This is a genomic window from Bifidobacterium sp. M3-N-101 (assembly GCF_023656805.1).
Taxonomy (GTDB): domain Bacteria; phylum Actinomycetota; class Actinomycetes; order Actinomycetales; family Bifidobacteriaceae; genus Bifidobacterium; species Bifidobacterium breve.
On sequence record NZ_JAMOKQ010000006.1, the window covers coordinates 187,716 to 207,866 of the forward strand.

Sequence of the window (20,151 nt, forward strand, 5' to 3'; positions counted from 1 at the left end):
ATCTAAAGTTTGAGAGCGTTCGGCTTATGCTCGAACGGCACTGAAAGGTTTACAGGAGCAAGAGTTGTCGGTTATCAATTCCTTTACGCAGCACACCATCAATCTGACCCGCAAGGCACTCAGGTTGGGATCCGACTTCGTTCACCCGGTTCACGACGACACTCCGGACGAGCCCGATTATCTGTCCAATGCCGATGTGCCGCAGGAAGCCAACATCGAACTGCCGCACAGCGACGATTGGGATGACGGCCATCTGACCGTCACCGACATCGACCCGGAAACCGGACTGCTCACCACGTCCACTGCCGGCAATCCGCCTCTGGACGACGGCACGTCCATCTACGACCTGTATGCGGATCGCGCCAAGCGCATGGGTGACGAACCGCTGTATACCTACAAGTCCGACAACGAATGGGTGACCGTCACCGCCAATGAGTTCCTCGCCGAAGTGCGTGCCGTGGCCAAGGGCCTGCTGCACTACGGCATCAAGAAGGGCGACGGCGTGGCGTTCATGTGCCGCACCTCCTATGACTGGGATCTGACCGATGCGGCCATCATGGCCTGCGGCGGCGTGCTGGCCACCATCTACGACACCGACTCGGCCGAACAAATCCGCAATATCGTCAACAATTCTGACGCGCGTCTGCTCATCGTGCAGGATTCCGCCATGCGAGAGAAGGCGGAAGGCGCCGTGGAGGAATGCCCCTCACTCGAGCGCATCCTATGCATCGAGACCGGCGCTCTTGATGAGATCAAGGCCTATGGTGCCGGCATCTCGGACGAGGAACTGGATGAGCGCATTGATTCGGTCAAGAAAACCGATCTGTGCTCCATTGTGTACACCTCTGGTTCCACCGCCGCGCCGAAGGGCGTGGAGATGACCCACGAGCACTACTGCCAGACCGCGCTGAACCTGCCGGACTACATGCCCGAGCTGCTGCACAACAAGAAGAACACCATCCTGCTGTTCCTGCCGCAGGCCCACTCCTTTGCCCGCGCCATCAATTACATCGTCGTGGCCTCGAATATGCATATCTACATCGCCGCCGGCATCAAGACGCTGATTAGTGATTTGCAGGTGGCTAAGCCGTCCATCATGATTGTGGTGCCGCGTGTGCTGGAGAAGGTGTACAACGCTGCCTCCCAGAAGGCCGGCCATGGCCCCAAGGGCGTGGTGTTCGCCTCCGCCGTGGTGGCTGCCCAGAACTACATGAAGGAAATCTCCGCCAACGGCAAGGCCAGTGCATTGACCCGTGCCCGCCGCGCGGCCTTCGATCCGATTGTCTACTCCTCACTGCGTGAGGTGCTGGGTGGACGCATGAAGTGGATTGTGGCCGGCGGCGCGCCGCTTGACCCTGAACTGCTTGCGTTCTTCCGCGGCGCAAGCGTGCCCGTCTACGAGGGCTATGGTCTGACCGAAACCACCGCACCATGCGCGTTCAACCCGCTGGGAACCCCGTTCCACGCCGGGTCCGTGGGCGTCGCGTTCCCCGGCTTCTCGCTGCGTATTGCCGAGGACGGCGAGATCCAGGTCAAGGGTCGCGCCGTGTTCCCGCGTTATCACAAGAACGATGAGGCCACCGAGCTGTCGTTCACCGAAGATGGCTGGTATGCCACCGGAGATTTGGGCCGTATCGACAACGATGGCTTCCTGTATATTACCGGCCGCAAGAAGGATCTCATCATCACCGCAGGTGGCAAGAATGTGGCGCCGGGTCCGATTGAAGAGGCCATTCAGCGTTGCGAGTTCGTGTCCCAGGCACTGGTGCTGGGCGACAAGCGTCCGTTCATCTCCGCGCTGATTACGCTGGACGAGGAGTCTTTGCGTCCTTGGCTGGCCGCCAAGGGATTGGACGAGAACATGTCTCTGGAGGACGCCTCTCAGAACGCCGCCGTACGCGCTGAGGTCCAGAAGTGGATCGATCAGGCCAACGAAGGCGTTTCCCGCGCCGAATCCGTGCGTAAGTTCATCATCCTGCCTGAGGAGTTCACACAGGAGAACGGCCTGATGACCGCCTCCATGAAGGTCATCCGCCCCAAGGTCATCAAGCGCTACTCCACCCTCCTCAACACCCAGATGTACACCAAGAAGAAGTAAGCAGGGCTCGAGTACAGCAAAAGGGAGATTCCATTGGAATCTCCCTTTGTTATAACCGGTCGAAGGCCGATTCCTAGAAGCCGAGGCGTTCTAGTTGCTTGGGGTCGGACTGCCAGCCTTTGGCGACCTTGACGTGGAGGTCGAGCTTGGCTTTTTGGCCGACGATGCGGTTGACCGGGGTGCGCAGCTTCTTTTTGACGTAGGTGAGGTTCGAGGCGCCCTTGCCGATGATGATCGGCTTCTGGGAGTCGCGCTCCACATAAATGGACACATTGACCTGAGCCTTGCCATCGTAGCCCTGACCGGTCTCGTTGTCTTCCGGATAGTCGATGGAATCGACCACCACGGCCAGGGAATGCGGCAACTCGTCATCCAACGTCTCCAGGAACGCGCCTCGCACGAGTTCGGCGATGGTGTCCTCGGGACGCTCCTCGCTGATCTGGTCGTCCGGATACATCTGCGGTCCCTCGGGCGTGTGGTCGATGAGCACGTTGCGCACTTCGGCCAGATTGTCATGCTTCAGGGCGCTCACCGGCACGATGTCCGCAAAGTCGGCGAACTCGTTGATCTCGATAAGCTTGTTGATGAGCTGCTGACGGCCGAGTTCATCAATCTTGGTGACGATGGCGATCAGCGGGATGCGCCACGCGAACGAGCCGTCCTCTCGCTTGGTGGCAAAGTCGGTACGCAGACGGGACAAAATACGCTTGTCACCAGGGCCAATTTCCTGATCAGCCGGCAACAAGAACGCCACCACGTCCACGTCAGACAGCGACTCCTCCACCACATCGTTCAGACGCTGGCCGAGCAGCGTGCGCGGACGGTGAATGCCCGGCGTATCCACGAGTACAAGCTGTGCATTATCAGTGGTCAGAATGCCGCGAATGGCTTTACGCGTGGTCTCCGGTCGGGAGGAGGCGATGGCAATCTGCTTGCCGATCAGAGCATTAATCAGCGTAGACTTGCCAACGTTCGGTCGGCCGACCACAGCCACAAAGCCAGAGCGGTACGGCACTTCCTGCCTCACTGACTCGCTGGCAGCGGCGGCAACGCCATCGTTTGAGATGTTTCGGTCGTCCATATCACTCCTTGTCGGCGGTTTCATCGCTCTCAGCGGTCTCACCGCCGGCTTCTTCATTGGTCCTGCCATCTTCCTTGCTGCCCTCGACGTGGGCCGGCTCAACCACAATGGTGGAGACCTTCTTACGGCGTCCGGCCGAATCCACGGCAGTCAGACGCAGGCCGCGGGTCACAGCGGAAGCCCCCACAATCGGCACACGACCAAGAATCTTGGTCAGCAAACCGTACACGGTATCCACGTCGTCCTCATCAATGTCGATCTCAAAGATCTCTTCCAAATCGGCAATCGGCGTTCGCGCAGGCATCTCCCACTTGTTCTCACCGATTTTCTCCGGTTCGGTGTGCTGCGTACGGTCGTGCTCATCCTCAAGTTCACCGACAATCTGTTCGATGGCATCCTCGATGGTGACCATGCCGGCGATGCCGCCATATTCGTCGACCACCACTGCCACATGCTGACGGGAACGCTGCATCTCATGGAACAAGTCGTCCACCGGCTTGGATTCAGGTACCAGCATCGGCTGGCGAACGATGGACTCCACATCACGTTCCATAGCGGCCGGGTTGAAGGCCGTGGCGCGTACCGCATCCTTCAAATAGGCCACACCAATCAGATCGTCCACGTCCTCTCCGATCACCGGAACGCGGGAGAATCCGGAACGGGAGAACAGTTTCAGAGCAGAAGCAAGCGTGGCATCCCGCTCCATGCAAATCATGTCGGTACGAGGCACCATGATTTCGCGAGTCAAGGTATCCGACAAAGTGAGCACATTGCGGAGCATCTCGGAGACTTCCGGATCGAAATCGTTGGATTCCACCAAGCGATCAATCGCAGCCTTGCCCTGTTCAAGCTGAATCTTCTCCAGCTCCTCGTCATCGGACAAGCTGGGATCCTTGGAACGACGACCAGGGCCTTTGACCGAAGACTTGTCGCCGCCAATGCGAGCGAACGGCGTGAGCTTGCAGCCAAGGTCCACAATGCGCGAGTGGGCAATCATGATGTCGACCGGTTTGGTCATGCCGGCGGTACGCGGGCGCACCAGTACGGAGACCACGGCCACGATAATCGCGAACAGGAAACCGGCGAGCAGACCAACCCACAGCTCGGCGCCCCATAGGGCCGCAATCGAGGAGACGAGTACACCATCGAGCACATTGCAGGCGATGCGGAAGAACGCGCAACTGCCGGCCGTGGCATACCGGTCGGCGATGAGACGCTGAACGCGATGAATCTTGTCGATTTTCTTCATCTTGATGAACTGGCTCGACTCGGAGTCAGTCTGTACCTCAAGAATGAGGTTGTTCAAGCTGGCTCGTGTCACGCGTGCCACGGCACCTTCCGCAGCGGCCATGGTCAACGAGAACCAGACGAACAGTGCCGCCACCACAACGAGGATGACGGTAATAACAATCAAGGTGGTACTGGAATACTCCATAATGGTTTCTGGTGTCCTTGTGTTTTATTTCCTGGAATCGAGGTCACGGCCCTTGCCGTGCGCGGCATCGTAAAGAGCCAGCGCATCGGGAGTGCCAGGTGGAAGAGTGGCCTGCATGTTTGCATCGCCTCGCAGGGCAAAAAAGGTCAATAGCAACTGCCGCTGCAGTCCGAACATCTGTCGTTCCTGTTCAGGAGTCACATGGTCATAGCCAAGCAGATGCAAAATACCGTGGATGGTGAGCAGCAGCATTTCCTGCATGGTGCTATGACCGGCTGCGGCGGCCTGTTGGGCGGCCACCCACGGGCAGATGACAATGTCGCCGAGCACGCCTTCCATCACGGTTTTGCCGTCGCCGGGGCGCAGCTCATCCATGGGAAAACTCATCACGTCGGTCGGCCCTTCAAGACTCATCCAACGCATATGCAGTTCGGCGATGGGATCGGGGTCCACGAACATGATGGTCAGATCGGATTGTGTGCTGACACGCATCTGATCAAGCACCCAAATACCCAGGTCGGAGAACACCTTGGGATCGATGACCCATTGGGTTTCATTAGTGACATCAACGCTCATCGGTTGTCTCGCTTCGATTCATGGATTGCTTATCGTTGCCGCTATCCGCTTCCTGACGGTGTTTGCGTCCACGCAGCCTGCGCTCAATGTCGCGATGATCGCCGGCGATGGCATCATAGTGATCGTAAGCGGCCACGATCTGTCCAACAAGCTGGTGACGCACCACATCATCGGTTCCCAGATGAACAAATGCGATGTCTCCGATGCCCTCCAGAATCCGCTCAATAGTGGCCAGACCCGAACGAGGCACCGCCAAATCAACCTGGGAGATATCACCGGTGATGACCATCGTGGTGTTGAAGCCCAATCGGGTCAGAAACATCTTCATCTGCTGTTCGGTGGTATTTTGCGCCTCATCGAGAATCACGAACGCATCGTTCAGGGTACGACCACGCATATACGCCAGAGGAGCCACTTCGATGGTGCCGTCATCCATATACCGCTTGAGCTGGTCGGCTCCTAGCATATCGCCGAGCGCATCATAGAGCGGCCGCAGGTATGGGTCGACCTTGTCGTTGAGCGTACCGGGCAGGAAACCGAGGTTTTCGCCGGCTTCCACGGCCGGACGGGTGAGAATGATGCGACGAATCTGCTTGTCCTGAAAAGCACGCACTGCTTTCGCCACGGCCAGATAGGTCTTACCGGTACCTGCAGGGCCAATGCCAAAAGTGATGGTATGCGATTCAATCGCATTGACGTAGGCCACTTGGCCAGCGGTTTTGGCACGAACCGGCACACCTGCGGCAAATGTGATCACACCGGGAACCGAAGGCTTGCGGTACAACGGGTCATGCGTGCCCGAGCCACGCGAATGGCCACGATCGGCCGCAGTGGCCGATTGCACGAATTTGTCATGTGCCGGTCCATGACCGGGGTGCTCAAGTCGAACGCGATTTTTCAGCACATTCTGATCGAGCATACGCCTCACGGTATCGGCGTCCATGGGAGCGGTGTAAGCGGCTTGGATAATGGTGTTAACCAGATCCTCGGCTTGTGCCGCCTGAGCCTCGGTCTGCTTAGACCGCGAGACAATTGCCACGCGGTTGCCTCGCACGATAATCGTCAGCTCAGGGAAAGCGCGCTCAACCTCACGAAGAACCTCGTCAACCGGGCCAAGCACGGCCACGGGATCGAGCTGAGGTGGAATGGTGATGGTGCGTGTAGTCGTTGCCACGAAGCGGAAATTCTCCTACTACTCGTCGAGCTTTTCGCCAGTCATCACGTGCGCATGCACGTGGAACACGGTCTGACCCGCATCAAGACCTGTGTTGAATACCAAACGGTACGCGCCATGGAATTCATGATCGGCAATGCCTTGGGCGACCGAAACGATATGAGCCAGCTCGGCCGGATCTGCGGCGGCAAGTTCAGCAACGTTGGCATAATGCTTCTTCGGCACTACCAGCACATGCACTTTGGCTTTGGGGTCGATGTCGTTGAATGCGTAGGTCGTCTCGTCCTCGTACACCTTGCTGCTGGGAATCTGCCCTGCGATGATCTTGCAGAACAGGCAATCGTCGGATTCGCTCATCATGCTCCTTGGTTTACTGTGTTGCTATGCACCAGCTTAGCGCGGGGACGTTACTCTGCTTGCATGAATCGGCTTTCAGCCAATACAGCGTCCGCAGAGGCATTCGCCGCTACTCATACCGGCCAAGCGCGCGTGACAGCAGCGAAAGGGCCACAGGCCCTGCAGTGGCTGCCCTGAGAATATTGCTGCCCAACACGCAGCCCACCGCCCCGGCCTTAGTGAAGTCAGCCACTTCCTGTTCGCTGATGCCACCTTCCGGACCGACCACCACGCTTACCGTGCGCGGCTTGCCGTCCGACAACGTACGTTCCACCAGCTGTGCGACTTTGGCCTCCACACCAGTCCAGGTATCGGTGGCATCCTGATGCAGCACGATGACCAAGTCACCGTGCACGCATGCCCTGCGGCATATCGCTACGACCTCTTTGCTGTTTGCACATGCTTCCAGCTGCGGCTTGTACGCGCGCCTCGCCTGCTCGGTAGCGGCGTCCAGCACCGCGTTCCACTTCTTATCCGTGCGCCCGGCCTTCCATTTGGCGATAGATCGATCCGCCTGCCATGGCACCACTTGGTCGACGCCGATTTGCGTGGCCATATCAACGGCCTGTTCATCATGCCCGGTCTTTGCCAACGCCTGAATCAATGCAAGACGTGTCAACGGTTCAGGCTCACGGCCAACGGTGACCACTTCGGCAAGACCCGCTTCAGGATCCGCCATCACGGCGTGGATACGCAGTCCCCTACCATCGGAGAGCTGGAGGCTGTCTCCCGCCTTAAGCCTCATGGCCTGCACGGCATGGCGTTTGATATGGGCGGGGAGGGTCAGTTTCCACCCGGTATGCAGCTCGTCACTGTTCACCGGTACGTCATCGACCTGCGGGTTGAAGAGAAAAAGGGCATCGGTCATGGTTTCTAGGCTACACGCGACACGCGCGGCACACACCCGAATTGCATACCTGTGATTTGATGCTAAACTCATTTCTCGTTGTCTCAACGACACCTGCCCGGGTGGCGGAATGGTAGACGCGCTAGCTTGAGGTGCTAGTGCCTATTTTTAACGGGCGTACGGGTTCAAGTCCCGTCTCGGGCACAGATAGACCCCTTGCATTGCAAGGGGTTTTTCGTTATCTGCTCACATGAAAGGCCACCATGCAGTTCATCACGTTGGATACCGTTGACGATCCGCGCGTTGAGGCATATGTGAGCCTCACCGAAATGCAGCTGCGTAATCGGCTCGAGCCCGCCAAAGGCGTGTTCATCGCCGAATCCCCCAAGGTCATTGACCGTGCTCTGGCAGCCGGCCGTGAGCCGCTCTCTTTGTTGGTCGAAGAACCTTGGTTGGAAGGCATGACGGAGACTTTCGACTTCATCGATGACCGCTGGGGTGCCGATATCCCCGTCTATGTGGCCTCTCCCGAACAGCTCAAACGACTGACCGGCTACCGTTTGCATCGTGGAGCTCTGTGCGCCATGCGCCGCTGGCCGCTGCCCTCCGTGGCCGAGGTCTGTAAGGATGCTCGTCGCGTAGCTGTGATGGAGAATATTGTGGATCACACCAATGTGGGTGCGCTGATGCGTTCCGCGGCCGCGCTCGATGTGGATGCCGTGCTGGTCACGCCCTCTTGCGGTGATCCGCTCTACCGCCGCGCCGCCCGCGTATCGATGGGCACGGTATTTCAGATTCCTTGGACCCGTATCACCGGACGCAATGAAGACGGCACCGAGAACAAACATTACTGGCCATTCCAAGGCATCGACGAATTGAAGTCGCTGGGCTTCACCACTGTGGCGATGGCACTTGAGGATCGCTCGATCTCGCTGGATGAACTGACCAGACGCCTGCACGCCCCGGCCGAAGATCCGACGCATATCGAAAAACTGGCATTGATTTTCGGCACCGAAGGCGATGGGCTGTCCCACCACACCATCGCTCGCGCCGACCTGACCGTTAAGATTCCCATGAGCCATGGAGTCGACAGTCTCAACGTAGCCGCATCCAGCGCAGTGGCATTCTATGCCACGAGGTAGCTTTCTTCATTTGTTATCGGCTCGATTCGCCAAACCACCAGCAAATCCCATAACTGTTCATCGCAAGTTCACGGCACGCGGGAGCGAAAGCCTTGCGTGTTCGATTTTTTCTGCAATTATTAACTATGTAGACCGAATGCAATGAAGCATCCGGCAAGCAGTGCGGTGTCAAAAGACGCTCGGTAACAGAGAGGACAGTTACGATGGCCAAGAATCCTAAGATTCTGTCGATAGTGCTTGCAGGCGGCGAGGGGACCCGTCTGATGCCGTTAACCCGCGATCGCGCGAAGCCCGCCGTTCCTTTCGGCGGCGTATATCGTTTGATCGACTTCCCGTTGAGCAATCTGGTTAATTCCGGATACCGTCAGGTCGTGGTGCTCACCCAGTACAAGTCTCATTCGCTTGACCGCCATATCTCTCAGGTCTGGCGTTTCTCACCGCTGCTTGGCTCCTATGTCTCTCCTGTGCCCGCTCAGCAGCGTCTTGGTAAGCATTGGTATCTCGGCTCCGCCGATGCCATCTACCAGACCATCAACATCATCGAGGATGTCCAGCCGGACATCGTGGTGATCGTGGGCGCCGATCACGTGTACCGCATGGACTTCGAGCAGATGGTGCAGCAGCACATCGAGTCCGGTGCCGAGTTCACGGTGGCCGGTATCCGCCAGCCCATCGAGGAATCGAACCAGTTCGGCGTGATCGAGGTCGACCCGGACCACCCGAACATGATCAAGAGCTTCCAGGAGAAGCCAGCCACCACCACGGGACTGCCGGACAACCCCAACCAGATTCTGGCTTCCATGGGCAACTACGTTGCCAACACCAAGGCCCTGTTTGAGGCATTGGCGCTCGATGAGAAGGCTCCCGATACCAAGCATGACATGGGCGGCGATATTGCGCCATACTTCGCTTCCCGTAACGAAGCCGGTGTCTATGACTTCAACTCGAACGAGATTCCGGGCTCCACCGCCACCGATCACGCCTACTGGCGCGATGTGGGTACTATCAAGCAGTTCTACGATGCGCACATGGATTTGATTGCCTATGTGCCTGAGTTCAACCTGTACAATCAGGATTGGCCGATTTACACGATGTCCGGTAACCTACCGCCGGCCAAGTTCGTTCATGCCGGTCGTGACCGCCTAGGCCACGCCACCGACTCGATCGTCTCCCCCGGTGTGATTGTCTCCGGCGGTGAAGTGCACCACTCCGTGCTCTCCCCCAACGTGCGCATTCATTCCTGGGCCCAGATTGTTGACTCCGTACTGTTCGATGGCGTGATCATCAACCGTCGTGCCCGTGTCTACAAGGCAATCCTCGACAAGAACGTGGTGCTCACCGAGAACTCCACCGTCGGCATCGATACCGAGCACGATCTGGCCCGTGGTTTCACGGTCACGCCGGACGGCATCACGGTCGTGCCGAAGAACACCATTGTCGATGACTGATTGACGGTCTAGGTATGGAAAAGCCCCGCATAATGCGGGGCTTTTCTCGTATTGGTAGTCGACTCCCCTCAGTCAGCTGTCGCTGACAGCTCTCCTCAAAGAGGGAGAGCCAGAACTATCAAACTCAGTACTTCGGCATGTTTTCGAAGTTGAAGCCGAGCGCGGCAAGCTGATCGCGGCCTTCGGGAGTAATACGCTCCATGGTCCAACGCGGATCCCACGTCCAGTCGATACGGAACTCCTCAACCAGACCAGCCAGAGTGGAAGCGCATTCGTCCTCGATGAGATCGGTCAGCGGGCAAGCCGGTGTGGTCAGTGTCATTGTGATGATGGCACGGCCAAGCTCGTCGATTTCAATGCCGTAGACCAAGCCCAGATCGATTACATCAATGCCCAGTTCCGGGTCGATGACCTGATGCAGCGCCTCGCGCACATCCTCGGCAGTGGCGCGGCCGATGTCATCAATCGCTTTAATCGGAATGTCGCTGCCATCGGACTCGTCATCCTGGCAGCCGCACTTGCCGTGATGATTGCCGCAGGCACAGGTATCGTCATCTGATGTGCGCTCAACCGGGCGACCATTGGGGAAGCCTTTAGCCAAAGCCGGATTAGCCATTACGCGGCGCGCTGCCTCTTCGTCTTGCAGTACGCCATTGACAGCGTCGAAGACGGAAGGCTGCGGTTCGGGAACCAGATTATCGTTGGTCATTGTTTCCTCAGTTCTTGGCGGCTAGGGCCTTGGCAATGGAATCCTTGAGCCCTTCCCAGCCTAGCAGGGCACATTTGATACGCATAGGGTATTTTGATACACCTTGGAACACCACGGCATCGCCGAGCTTGTCGTCCAATGCATCATCGTCCAGACCGGCACCACGTGATTCCATCAGCTTATGGAAAGTCTGTCCCAAATCCATGGCCTCGTCCACGGTTTTACCGTCGACCAAATCGACCATCACGGACAGACTGGCCTGTGAGATGGAGCAGCCATGGCCGTCCCAGACCAGTCGCTTGATGGTGTACGGCTCGTCGTCGGAAACCTCAACATGGATGGTTGCCTCATCGCCGCAGGTGGGGTTGAACTGGTGCGATTCGCCGGGCGTGCAGTACTCGTGGCTGGCACGAACCGTAATATTCGCCGCTGCCTCACCGGATTGCTCGGATGCGGCGTCAGGCGCAAAGGACTCTCTGCCGTGCGGATGCTTGGATGCCTCGAGGATGACCTCCTGGTACATCTGCTCGAGGTCGTCGCCACTCATGCCAAAATCATTCATGTTCTCTCGTTTTACTCCACTCCGAAGAACTTGCGGATGCCCTTGGCCGTTTCGACCAACGCTTGCGCGTCCTCAACCGAATTGTAAACACCGGACGAGGCACGATTAGAAGCATACAGTCCAAAGTGACGATGCACCGGCTGCGCGCAATGGTGGCCAACACGAATCGCAATACCCTGGGCGTCAATGAACTGTCCCACGTCATGCGGATGCACGCCTGCCACGTCAAAGGCCACGGTACCGATGCGGTCCACGTTCTCGCGCGGACCAAGAATACGGATGCCCTCGATGTCGCCAAGCTTCAGCAGCTCGGCCGCGATGGTCTTTTCATGGGCTTCGATGTTCTCCAGCCCGACGTTCATCATCCATTCAGCGGCGACGCCTGCGGCCACCACCTGGGCGACCGGCTGGGTGCCGGCCTCGAAACGGGCGGGAGGAGCCATGTACTGAGCCTCATGGTCCATGTAGGCGAGCTCGACCATGGAGCCACCGAAGTTGGCCGGAGGCAGCGCTTCAAGCAGCTCACGCTTGCCGTACAGGAAGCCCACGCCGGTCGGGCCATACATCTTGTGTGCGCTCCAAGCGGCGAAGTCCACATCAAGAGCATGGAAATCGACCTTGAGATGCGGCACTGACTGGCAGGCATCCAGAATAAAGATCGAGCCGACCTCGTGCGCACGCTTGATGATCGGAGCGATATTGGTGATGGCACCCGTGGTGTTACCCACATGGGTGACGGCCACGACCTTGGTCCGTTCGGTAATGACCTCATCGAGATTGTCCGTGCGCACACGGCCATTCTCAGTCAGGTCAATCCACTTGAAGGTGGCACCGGTGCGGTAGGCCAGCTCCTGGAATGGCAGCAGCACCGAATGATGTTCCGCCTTGGATACGACGATCTCGTCGCCTGGCTGCAAGGCAAAACGCTTGGCGGCTGCTCCCCCACGGCCCAGCGAAGCGTTGCCGAAGGCAGTGGCCAGCAGGTTCAGGCCGGCCGTGGCACCTCCGGTGACGACGACCTCTTCCTCACCTTCGGCCGCATTCGCGCCAACGAGTTTGGCTACCTTGGCGCGGGCCTCCTCAAAGGCCACAGTGCTGCGTGCGGCAAGCTCATGAGCGCCGCGGTGCACGCCGGCGTTAATCGTACGATAAAAATTCGCTTCGGCATCAATCACCGCATTCGGCTTCTGCGAGGTGGCCGCAGAATCCAAATACACCAACGGATGCCCATGAATCTCCTGATCCAGAATCGGGAACTGTGCCCGAATCTCCTTAAAATCAACCATTATTTTCCCCTCCGATGTTTCCAATTCCTACGAGATATAGCTTTTCCTGCAGGTAACGTTGGGCCGGGATGTTCTGTTCCTGGGCGTAAAGCATGGCCCGAGCGGCCTGGAGCGGTCCCGGGAACAGAACATCCCGGCCCAACGCGTCAGCTACATTAATCGGTCAAAATCAGGCCAGTGCGGACTCGGAATCGGCGCCTTCGGGCAGGTACTGGTCGTAGCCGTTCTCTTCGAGCTCATCAGCCAGCTCGGGGCCGCCGGTCTTGACGAAGTGCCCGTCGGCGAACACGTGCACGATGTCCGGCTTGATGTACTTCAGGATACGGGTGTAGTGCGTGACCATAAGGATGCCGAACTGGTTGGCCTCCTTGGCGCGGTTCACACCTTCGGAGACGATACGCAGGGCATCCACGTCCAGACCGGAGTCGGTTTCGTCGAGGATGGCGAACTTCGGCTTCAAGAGTTCAAGCTGGAGGACTTCGGCGCGTTTCTTCTCACCGCCGGAGAAGCCTTCGTTCACGGAACGGGAGGCGAACTTCGGATCCATCTTGAGTCGCTTCATGGCCGCAGACAAATCCTTGGCCCACTGGCGGATACCGGGGGCTTCGCCGTCGATTTCGGTCTTGGCGGTGCGCAGGAAGTTGGTCATGGAGACACCCGGCACTTCGACCGGGTACTGCATGGCAAGGAACAAACCGGCCTTGGCGCGCTCATCGGGGGTCATCTTGAGGATGTCCTGGCCATCAAGGAGGGCCTCGCCGGAGTCGACCACATACTTGGGGTGACCGGCCAGCGTGTAAGCGAGGGTGGACTTGCCGGAGCCGTTGGGACCCATGATGGCGTGAGTTTCGCCAGAGTGAACGGTCAGGTTGGCGCCCTTGAGGATCGGCTTGATGCCTTCCTTGGTTTCGACGTGGACGTGCAGGTCCTTGATTTCGAGTGTTGACATTGTTGTGCTCCTAAAAAATGCTGTTCTTACTTGTCTTCGAGGACCTGAGCCATGGCATCGTTCTCGCCACGTGCCAGTCGTCGGTCAATCACGGTCATCAGATGTTCGGAGATGGCCGGGATGCCGATCTCTTCAACAAGTTCACCAAAGAAGCCGCGCACCACAAGCTTGCGGGCATCGGTTTCGGGAATGCCGCGGGATTCGAGGTAGAACAGCTCCTCGTCATCGAAGCGTCCCACCGAAGAGGCATGTCCGGCACCGATGATGTTGCCGTTCTCGATTTCGAGGTTCGGCTCGGAATCGGCGATGGCACCCGGAGTCAGCACCAGGTTACGGTTGAGCTCGTACGAGTCGGTGCCGGGTGCAGTCGGCTGGATGAGTGCATTGCCCACCCAGGTGGAGTGTGCGCCCTTGCCGTCAAGCGCGCCCTTGTAGACCACGCGGGACTTGCAGTCGGGGTGATTGTGCACCACCATCGTGCGGTGCTCGATGTGCTCGCCGGGATCGACGAAGTAGATGCCGAGCATGTTGAGGTCGCCCTGTTCGCCGCCGAAGTCCTGATCCATACGGATGCGCACGATATCGCCGCCCAGGGTCACGACCGAGTGACGCAGGGATGCGCCTTTGCCCACGTGGATACGATGGTTGCCCACATGCTTGGCGGTTTTGGCCCATTCCTGAATGAACGTGGTGGAAACATGCGAGTCCTTGCCGGTGGTGATTTCCACACCTTCGGCCAGGCGTGCGTCGCCGTCGTGTTCCACGACGACGTCCGCATGGGCTTTGTCGGCAGCGGCGATCACCAGATGGAAGGCATCGAGATCGGCTCCTGCGCCGTGCACCTTGACCAGCACAGGCTGAGTAATCTCGCCGGTGAGCTCAAGAATGGTGGCGGTGGCGCCGGACTCCCACTCGACCGCAGAGACGCGGTCATTCGGCTTGGAGACAGTACCGGACAGGCCTTCGCCCATCTTGACCTGAGTAAGCTTGATGCCTTCGGCGAGTGGTGAGCCGTCGATCATCGAGACTTCGATTTGCGTTTCGCCGGAGGGTTTGAACACGGTGAAGAATTCGTTGATGCGCTCAATCGGCGTGTAACGCCATTCGTCCTGCTTGCGGTTCGGTTCGGGGTAATCACTGGCGTTGAAGGAACGCACGGCATGATCCACGGAAGACGGCATGGCGGCCGGAACCGCGTACGGGTCGTTGGGGTCGGCGACCGGAATCTGAATTTCCTTGACGGGTGCTGTGTTATCGGTCATTGGAATCAGCCCACCGATCCTTCCATCTGAAGTTCCACAAGTCTGTTGAGTTCGAGCGCGTATTCCATAGGCAGCTCACGGCTGATCGGCTCAACGAAGCCGCGCACGATCATGCCTCGCGCCTCCTCTTCGGTGAGTCCTCGGCTCATCAGGTAGAAGAGCTGGTCTTCGGAAATCTTGGAGACGGTGGCTTCGTGGGCCATCGAGACGTCGTCTTCACGCACGTCGACATGCGGGTAGGTGTCGGAGCGGGAGAAGTCATCGACCAGAAGAGCATCGCACACGGTCGAGTTGGAGGAGCCATAGGCGCCCTTGACGATTTTGACGAGGCCGCGGTAGGCGGAACGTCCGCCACCACGGGAGATGGACTTGGCCACGATGGTGGAGCTGGTGTGCGGAGCCAGATGAATCATCTTGGCACCGGTGTCCTGATACTGGCCCTTGCCGGCGAATCCAAGGGACATAGTGGATGCCTTGGCATACGGCTCGGCGAGAATGCAAGCCGGGTACTTCATGGTGGCCTTGGATCCGATGTTGCCATCGACCCATTCCATGGTGCCGCCCTCGCGCACGTAGGCGCGCTGGGTGACCAGGTTGTACACGTTGTTCGACCAGTTCTGCACGGTGGTGTAGCGCACGCGAGCGTGCTTCTCGACAATGATCTCCACGATGGCGGCGTGCAGTGAATCCTCGGACCAAATCGGAGCGGTGCAGCCTTCCACGTAGTGCACGTAGGAGCCTTCGTCGGCAATGATCAGCGTACGTTCGAACTGACCCATGGCCGGAGTGTTGATGCGGAAGTAGGCCTGCAGCGGGATGTCCACATGCACGCCCTTCGGCACATACACGAACGAGCCACCGGACCATGCAGCAGTGTTCAACGCACCGAATTTGTTGTCTTCCGGAGGTACCACGGTGCCGAAATACTTCTTGACGAGTTCGGGGTATTCACGCACTGCGGTATCGGTGTCGACGAAGATTACGCCCTGCTTTTTCAGGTCCTCGCGAATCGAGTTGTAAATCACCTCGGATTCGTACTGGGCAGCGACGCCGGAGACCAGACGGTTCTTCTCGGCTTCGGGGATGCCGAGTCGGTCGTAGGTGGAACGAATGTCATCGGGCAGGTCGTCCCAGCTTTTAGCCTGCTTCTCAATCGGCTTGACGTAATACTTGAAATCATCGGCATTGAAACCAGACAAATCCACACCCCAATCGGGCATGGGCTTGTCGAGGAACGCCTTGAAACCGCGCAGACGCATGTCGAGCATCCATTGCGGCTCGCCCTTGTCGGCGCTGATGGCGCGCACGACGTTTTCGTCTATGCCTCGTTTTGCGGCTTCGCCGGCGGCGTCGGAATCATGCCAGCCGTAGCTGTAATCGCCGAACTGGCTGATGATCTCGTCATCCTGCTTGATCTTGTCCTCGTTGACGCGAGTACGATCAGCCACATACTGGCTCATCTCCACGTCAGCGGCGGCGTTTGGTGCTGTGTTTTCGGTCACCATCCTGCCTTCCTTGTTTCACACATGGTCCTACGTAAACCTAACAGAACCCAGGCTGAAACACTACCAACCCGACTGAATATTGGCTATGCGCATACGTGATGTATCGCACACGTGCACAGCTATGGCAAGAGCCCGTCCGCAGACGGGCTCCGAAGTCGATTCATATGCGATTGTACGGCTACAGCTGCACGTGCACGGTAGTGCCGTTCAGGCACCAGTCATAGAACCAGTCGGACACATCCCAACCGATGCCCACGCAACCGTGGGAGATGTTGTTCATGTTGGCGATGGTGGCGTCGCTGGTGAAGCTCGACTTGGCGATACGGTGAATGGCGCAACCATCCTTCGAGAAGTAGTTGACGTCACCCACACCCTTGACGCTCCAGTGACTGACCGAGCCGTCGGACAGGGTCACGTTGCCACTCATGTCCTGTGTGGGGTACTTGAGCCAGACCTTGAAGTCGCCGGTCGGCGTGCACAGGTCACCCTGACATACACCGGTGGTGCGGTTGTTGTCCTGGCCCACGGAAGCATGGAAAGTCTTGATCTCCTGATCATTCTCGTACACGTGTACCAGACGATCAGAGAGGTCTACGACCACATGCCGCTTGGTGGCCTTGGTCTGCATCGGGTCAACCGTACCGTCAAGAGTGACTGCCCCGTTGCCCTTGGCCAGCGCTTCGACGGCCTGCTGTCCAACGTTCGAGTCGGTGCCATCGGCAAGGGTGACTCCGTCATGACCTTCCTTGATGACCTGCAATTCGTCGCCGTCATTGTTGACGATGACTTCGCGGTCCTCATGATCGGTCTTCAGATTGGCCTTGATGGCGTCGTTGTAATACTGCTGCAGCTTGCCAGCGTCGAACACCACATAACCGTTTCGGGTCTGGCCATCGGTCAGCTTCGCGTTCTCGTTCGCGTTGATGCTCATAGCCGCGGCAAGTGCGGGTGCGTTGATGGCGGCAATCTGATGATCTTGAACCTTGATGGCCACAGGGTTCTGCAGCAAGGTGTCCAGTGTGGACTTTGCCTGGTTGGCGATATCGTCCGTCACCACCGGGTTGGTGGCCTTCAGACTGACGTTGACGGTCTTCGGCTCATATGAGCCAAGAGACTGCACCGACTTTACCGCGGCATCGGCCACGGGAGCGACATCCGCACCCTCACCTTGGGCACCGGCAACAACATCGAAACCGGTCTGGTCACCGTTCAATTGCACAGCTGCATCTACCGGCTTGACTTCGTTGACGCCGAGCTTCTGGTTGAGCGTATCGGAGACTGCGGCACCAGCATTGGCCGGGGCGGTGGTCACGTCCTTCTTCACCCAGAATGCGTAACGCCGCCAGAAAGCGTCGCCGCGCTTGGCGTTCACCACTTCGGATGCAAGGGCATCCGAGTCGACGCTGAGACCCAGATCCTTGAATGAAATCTTGGCGGTCTTGCCATCATACGATACCGGAACAGTGGTGTTGTTCACCGTGTCATCAATGGTGGCAGCGATTTGGGACTGGCTGCGCCCCATCATGGGGTTGCCCCACAGAGTCGTTCCCGGCAAGGCGTGGGACTGGAAGAACCAGAAGCCTCCGCCCAAGCCGGCACCCAGCACTACGACAACACCCAATACAATCCAAGGCCATACGTGACGCTTGTGGTGATTGGCCTTCACGGCGTCGCCATCATCAATCGACTGATCCATAGGCTGAGCTACATCGAACGGGGTGAATACCGCTGTTGCTTCGGCATCGCTGAAGCTCCCCGCAATGTTCGGCTGCGATCCGCCCACAGGCTGTTCATAATTATCGGTCATATGAACTGTTACACATTCTCTCGTTTACTGGTTATATGCGGCATTATGCATTTGAGGCCATTATGCACCATGGCCATGAATTCCAAGTGATTCATGGCCATGGTTTGTCATAGGCTGGCGCGATTTACATCACGTTGATATTGCCGTCAATAGTCCGGGTTCAGCCGCGAGCTTCCTGGTGCTCCAGCGAAGCCTTGACCAGACCGGCGAACAGCGGGTGCGGCTTGGTCGGGCGGGACTTGAACTCCGGGTGGGCCTGGGTGGCCACGTAGAACGGGTGCACATCCTGCGGCAGCTCAACGAACTCGGTGAGTTCGCCGTCCGGGCTCTGACCGGAAATGCGCAGTCCGCCCTCACGCAGGCGATTCTTGTAGGCCACGTTGACTTCGTAACGGTGGCGGTGACGCTCGGTGACATGCGTGGTGCCGTACAGCTCAGCAACCAGCGAGCCTTCTTCGAGGTCAGCTGGGTAGGAGCCGAGACGCATGGTGTGGCCCATGTCGCCCTTGCCGGCCACGATGTCCTTCTGCTCTTCCATGGTGGCGATCACCGGGTTGGCGCAATCGGGCTCGAACTCGGTGGAGTTCGCGTCCTCGATGCCCAGCACATGGCGGGAGTACTCGATGACCATGGACTGCAGGCCCAAGCACAGGCCGAGGGCGGGCAGCTTGTTCTCGCGGGCGAACTTCAGTGCACCGATCTTGCCTTCGATACCGCGGATGCCGAAGCCTCCAGGGATCACGATGCCATCGATGTTGTCGAGTGCGGCGGCAGCGCCTTCCTCGGTCTCGCAACGGTCGGCCGCAACCCACTTGACGTTGACCTTGGCCCAGTTGGCGAAGCCGCCGGCCTTGATGGCCTCGGTGACGGACAGATAGGCGTCCGGCAGGTCGATGTACTTGCCGACGATGGCAATATTGACTTCATGCTTGGGGTGGTGCACACGCTCCAGCAGGTCGGCCCATTCGTCCCAATCGACGTCATGGAACGGCAGACCCAGCTCACGCACCACATAGGCGTCGAGGCCCTCCTCGAACAGGATCTTCGGCACGTCGTAGATGCTCGGCGCGTCCACGCAATTGACCACGCCTTCCGCATCGACATCGCACATCAGGCTGATCTTGTCCTTGATGGACTGGTTGAGCGGGCGGTCGGAGCGAAGCACCAAGGCATCCGGGGAGATGCCAAGCTGACGAAGCATCATCACGGAATGCTGGGTGGGCTTGGTCTTGAGCTCGTGTGCGGCGGAGATGTACGGCACCAGGGAGACATGCACGAACATGCAGTTCTCGGCACCGAGATCACGGCGAACCTCGCGGGCGGCCTCGAGGAACGGCTGGGATTCGATATCGCCGACGGTACCGCCGATTTCGGTGATGATCACATCGACATCATCGGAAGCCTGGGCGCGCATGCGGGACTTGATCTCGTTGGTGATGTGCGGGATGACCTGCACGCACTGACCGAGGTATTCGCCGGCGCGCTCCTTACGCAGCACTTCCTGATAGATCTGACCAGTGGTGACGTTGGCCTTCTGAGAGAGGAAAACGTCAAGGAAACGCTCGTAGTGGCCGATGTCGAGATCGGTCTCGGCGCCATCTTCGGTCACGTAGACTTCACCGTGCTGGAACGGGTTCATGGTGCCCGGATCGACGTTGATGTACGGGTCAAGCTTCTGCTGGAGTACCTTGATACCACGGCTGCGCAGCAAACGACCCAGAGACGAGGCAGTCAGACCCTTACCGAGAGAGGAAACAACGCCGCCGGTGACGAAAATATGCTTGGTGACGTGTTCTTGAGAATTACCATGTGTTCTTCTAACCATGGAATTTCACTCTATCATCCGCGTATGACCCGGCGTGTTACCGACATCT

General features: G+C 58.4%; 17 protein-coding genes and 1 tRNA gene. 4 read left to right on the top strand and 14 right to left on the bottom strand.

Annotated elements, in window-relative coordinates; all coding sequences use genetic code 11:
* Positions 1-64 precede the first annotated feature (64 nt).
* Positions 65-2,098, top strand: coding sequence for an AMP-dependent synthetase/ligase (locus tag NBH12_RS06445; protein ID WP_052790670.1), 2,034 nt, complete (start codon positions 65-67; stop codon positions 2,096-2,098).
* 73 nt (positions 2,099-2,171) lie between these two features.
* On the opposite strand, the gene era is transcribed toward NBH12_RS06445, so the two are convergent.
* The 6 genes from era to NBH12_RS06475 all read right to left on the bottom strand — a co-directional run bounded on the left by era (position 2,172) and on the right by NBH12_RS06475 (position 7,628).
* Positions 2,172-3,179, bottom strand: coding sequence for a GTPase Era (gene era / locus NBH12_RS06450; protein WP_025221564.1), 1,008 nt, complete (start codon positions 3,177-3,179; stop codon positions 2,172-2,174).
* A gap of 1 nt (position 3,180) precedes the next feature.
* Positions 3,181-4,614: a hemolysin family protein gene (locus tag NBH12_RS06455; protein WP_065463896.1), complete on the bottom strand. Its 1,434-nt coding sequence runs from the start codon at positions 4,612-4,614 to the stop codon at positions 3,181-3,183.
* Between the two features lie 24 nt (positions 4,615-4,638).
* The gene (gene ybeY / locus NBH12_RS06460; protein WP_052788391.1) at positions 4,639-5,190 is read right to left on the bottom strand and encodes an rRNA maturation RNase YbeY; all 552 of its coding nucleotides are present in this window, start codon (positions 5,188-5,190) and stop codon (positions 4,639-4,641) included.
* Positions 5,180-6,364 (bottom strand): PhoH family protein, encoded by a 1,185-nt coding sequence (locus NBH12_RS06465; RefSeq protein ID WP_065464718.1) that lies wholly within the window; start codon positions 6,362-6,364, stop codon positions 5,180-5,182. The genes ybeY and NBH12_RS06465 overlap by 11 nt, the downstream gene beginning before the upstream one ends.
* Positions 6,365-6,382: 18 nt before the next feature.
* Complete coding sequence (locus NBH12_RS06470) at positions 6,383-6,721, bottom strand: histidine triad nucleotide-binding protein (protein ID WP_014483795.1); 339 nt, start codon at positions 6,719-6,721, stop codon at positions 6,383-6,385.
* A 109-nt stretch (positions 6,722-6,830) separates the two neighbouring features.
* Entirely contained in the window at positions 6,831-7,628 is a 798-nt protein-coding gene (locus NBH12_RS06475) for a 16S rRNA (uracil(1498)-N(3))-methyltransferase (RefSeq protein WP_250819295.1), read from the bottom strand.
* 95 nt (positions 7,629-7,723) lie between these two features.
* Between NBH12_RS06475 and NBH12_RS06480 the strand changes: the two genes are divergently transcribed.
* The 3 genes from NBH12_RS06480 to glgC all read left to right on the top strand — a co-directional run bounded on the left by NBH12_RS06480 (position 7,724) and on the right by glgC (position 10,197).
* A tRNA-Leu gene (locus NBH12_RS06480) sits at positions 7,724-7,811 on the top strand.
* A gap of 59 nt (positions 7,812-7,870) precedes the next feature.
* The gene (locus tag NBH12_RS06485) at positions 7,871-8,749 is read left to right on the top strand and encodes a TrmH family RNA methyltransferase (protein WP_003829258.1); all 879 of its coding nucleotides are present in this window, start codon (positions 7,871-7,873) and stop codon (positions 8,747-8,749) included.
* 203 nt (positions 8,750-8,952) lie between these two features.
* Positions 8,953-10,197 carry a glucose-1-phosphate adenylyltransferase gene (glgC, locus tag NBH12_RS06490; RefSeq protein ID WP_054321764.1) on the top strand — a complete coding sequence of 415 codons (1,245 nt, stop codon included), beginning with the start codon at positions 8,953-8,955 and terminating at the stop codon, positions 10,195-10,197.
* 124 nt (positions 10,198-10,321) lie between these two features.
* On the opposite strand, the gene NBH12_RS06495 is transcribed toward glgC, so the two are convergent.
* The 8 genes from NBH12_RS06495 to pyrG form a co-directional block, all read right to left on the bottom strand.
* On the bottom strand, positions 10,322-10,906 hold the full coding sequence (locus NBH12_RS06495; protein ID WP_003829255.1) for a metal-sulfur cluster assembly factor: 585 nt from the start codon (positions 10,904-10,906) through the stop codon (positions 10,322-10,324).
* Between the two features lie 7 nt (positions 10,907-10,913).
* On the bottom strand, positions 10,914-11,468 hold the full coding sequence (gene sufU, locus NBH12_RS06500) for a Fe-S cluster assembly sulfur transfer protein SufU (protein WP_025221558.1): 555 nt from the start codon (positions 11,466-11,468) through the stop codon (positions 10,914-10,916).
* Between the two features lie 11 nt (positions 11,469-11,479).
* Positions 11,480-12,754, bottom strand: a complete 1,275-nt coding sequence (locus NBH12_RS06505; protein ID WP_250819296.1) for a cysteine desulfurase — start codon at positions 12,752-12,754, stop codon at positions 11,480-11,482.
* A 169-nt stretch (positions 12,755-12,923) separates the two neighbouring features.
* Positions 12,924-13,703 carry a Fe-S cluster assembly ATPase SufC gene (gene sufC, locus NBH12_RS06510; RefSeq protein ID WP_003829252.1) on the bottom strand — a complete coding sequence of 260 codons (780 nt, stop codon included), beginning with the start codon at positions 13,701-13,703 and terminating at the stop codon, positions 12,924-12,926.
* Between the two features lie 26 nt (positions 13,704-13,729).
* On the bottom strand, positions 13,730-14,965 hold the full coding sequence (gene sufD / locus NBH12_RS06515; protein WP_003829251.1) for a Fe-S cluster assembly protein SufD: 1,236 nt from the start codon (positions 14,963-14,965) through the stop codon (positions 13,730-13,732).
* Positions 14,966-14,970: 5 nt separating this feature from the next.
* On the bottom strand, positions 14,971-16,470 hold the full coding sequence (gene sufB, locus NBH12_RS06520) for a Fe-S cluster assembly protein SufB (RefSeq protein ID WP_003829250.1): 1,500 nt from the start codon (positions 16,468-16,470) through the stop codon (positions 14,971-14,973).
* 178 nt (positions 16,471-16,648) lie between these two features.
* A complete protein-coding gene (locus tag NBH12_RS06525) occupies positions 16,649-18,277 on the bottom strand; it encodes a L,D-transpeptidase family protein (protein ID WP_065463899.1) in 1,629 nt (542 codons plus the stop codon).
* 160 nt (positions 18,278-18,437) lie between these two features.
* Complete coding sequence (gene pyrG / locus NBH12_RS06530) at positions 18,438-20,102, bottom strand: CTP synthase (protein ID WP_003833256.1); 1,665 nt, start codon at positions 20,100-20,102, stop codon at positions 18,438-18,440.
* Positions 20,103-20,151 lie beyond the last annotated feature (49 nt).

What these genes read in the sequence shown, in the direction of transcription:
- NBH12_RS06485 (WP_003829258.1), top strand. Translation starts at nt 7,871, where the DNA reads ATGCAGTTCATCACGTTGGATACCGTTGACGATCCGCGCGTTGAGGCA.
- glgC (WP_054321764.1), top strand. Translation starts at nt 8,953, where the DNA reads ATGGCCAAGAATCCTAAGATTCTGTCGATAGTGCTTGCAGGCGGCGAG.
- era (WP_025221564.1), bottom strand. Translation starts at nt 3,179, where the DNA reads ATGGACGACCGAAACATCTCAAACGATGGCGTTGCCGCCGCTGCCAGC.
- sufB (WP_003829250.1), bottom strand. Translation starts at nt 16,470, where the DNA reads ATGGTGACCGAAAACACAGCACCAAACGCCGCCGCTGACGTGGAGATG.
- NBH12_RS06505 (WP_250819296.1), bottom strand. Translation starts at nt 12,754, where the DNA reads ATGGTTGATTTTAAGGAGATTCGGGCACAGTTCCCGATTCTGGATCAG.
- sufD (WP_003829251.1), bottom strand. Translation starts at nt 14,965, where the DNA reads ATGACCGATAACACAGCACCCGTCAAGGAAATTCAGATTCCGGTCGCC.
- sufU (WP_025221558.1), bottom strand. Translation starts at nt 11,468, where the DNA reads ATGAATGATTTTGGCATGAGTGGCGACGACCTCGAGCAGATGTACCAG.
- ybeY (WP_052788391.1), bottom strand. Translation starts at nt 5,190, where the DNA reads ATGAGCGTTGATGTCACTAATGAAACCCAATGGGTCATCGATCCCAAG.
- NBH12_RS06495 (WP_003829255.1), bottom strand. Translation starts at nt 10,906, where the DNA reads ATGACCAACGATAATCTGGTTCCCGAACCGCAGCCTTCCGTCTTCGAC.
- pyrG (WP_003833256.1), bottom strand. Translation starts at nt 20,102, where the DNA reads ATGGTTAGAAGAACACATGGTAATTCTCAAGAACACGTCACCAAGCAT.
- NBH12_RS06525 (WP_065463899.1), bottom strand. Translation starts at nt 18,277, where the DNA reads ATGACCGATAATTATGAACAGCCTGTGGGCGGATCGCAGCCGAACATT.
- NBH12_RS06475 (WP_250819295.1), bottom strand. Translation starts at nt 7,628, where the DNA reads ATGACCGATGCCCTTTTTCTCTTCAACCCGCAGGTCGATGACGTACCG.
- NBH12_RS06470 (WP_014483795.1), bottom strand. Translation starts at nt 6,721, where the DNA reads ATGAGCGAATCCGACGATTGCCTGTTCTGCAAGATCATCGCAGGGCAG.
- NBH12_RS06455 (WP_065463896.1), bottom strand. Translation starts at nt 4,614, where the DNA reads ATGGAGTATTCCAGTACCACCTTGATTGTTATTACCGTCATCCTCGTT.
- sufC (WP_003829252.1), bottom strand. Translation starts at nt 13,703, where the DNA reads ATGTCAACACTCGAAATCAAGGACCTGCACGTCCACGTCGAAACCAAG.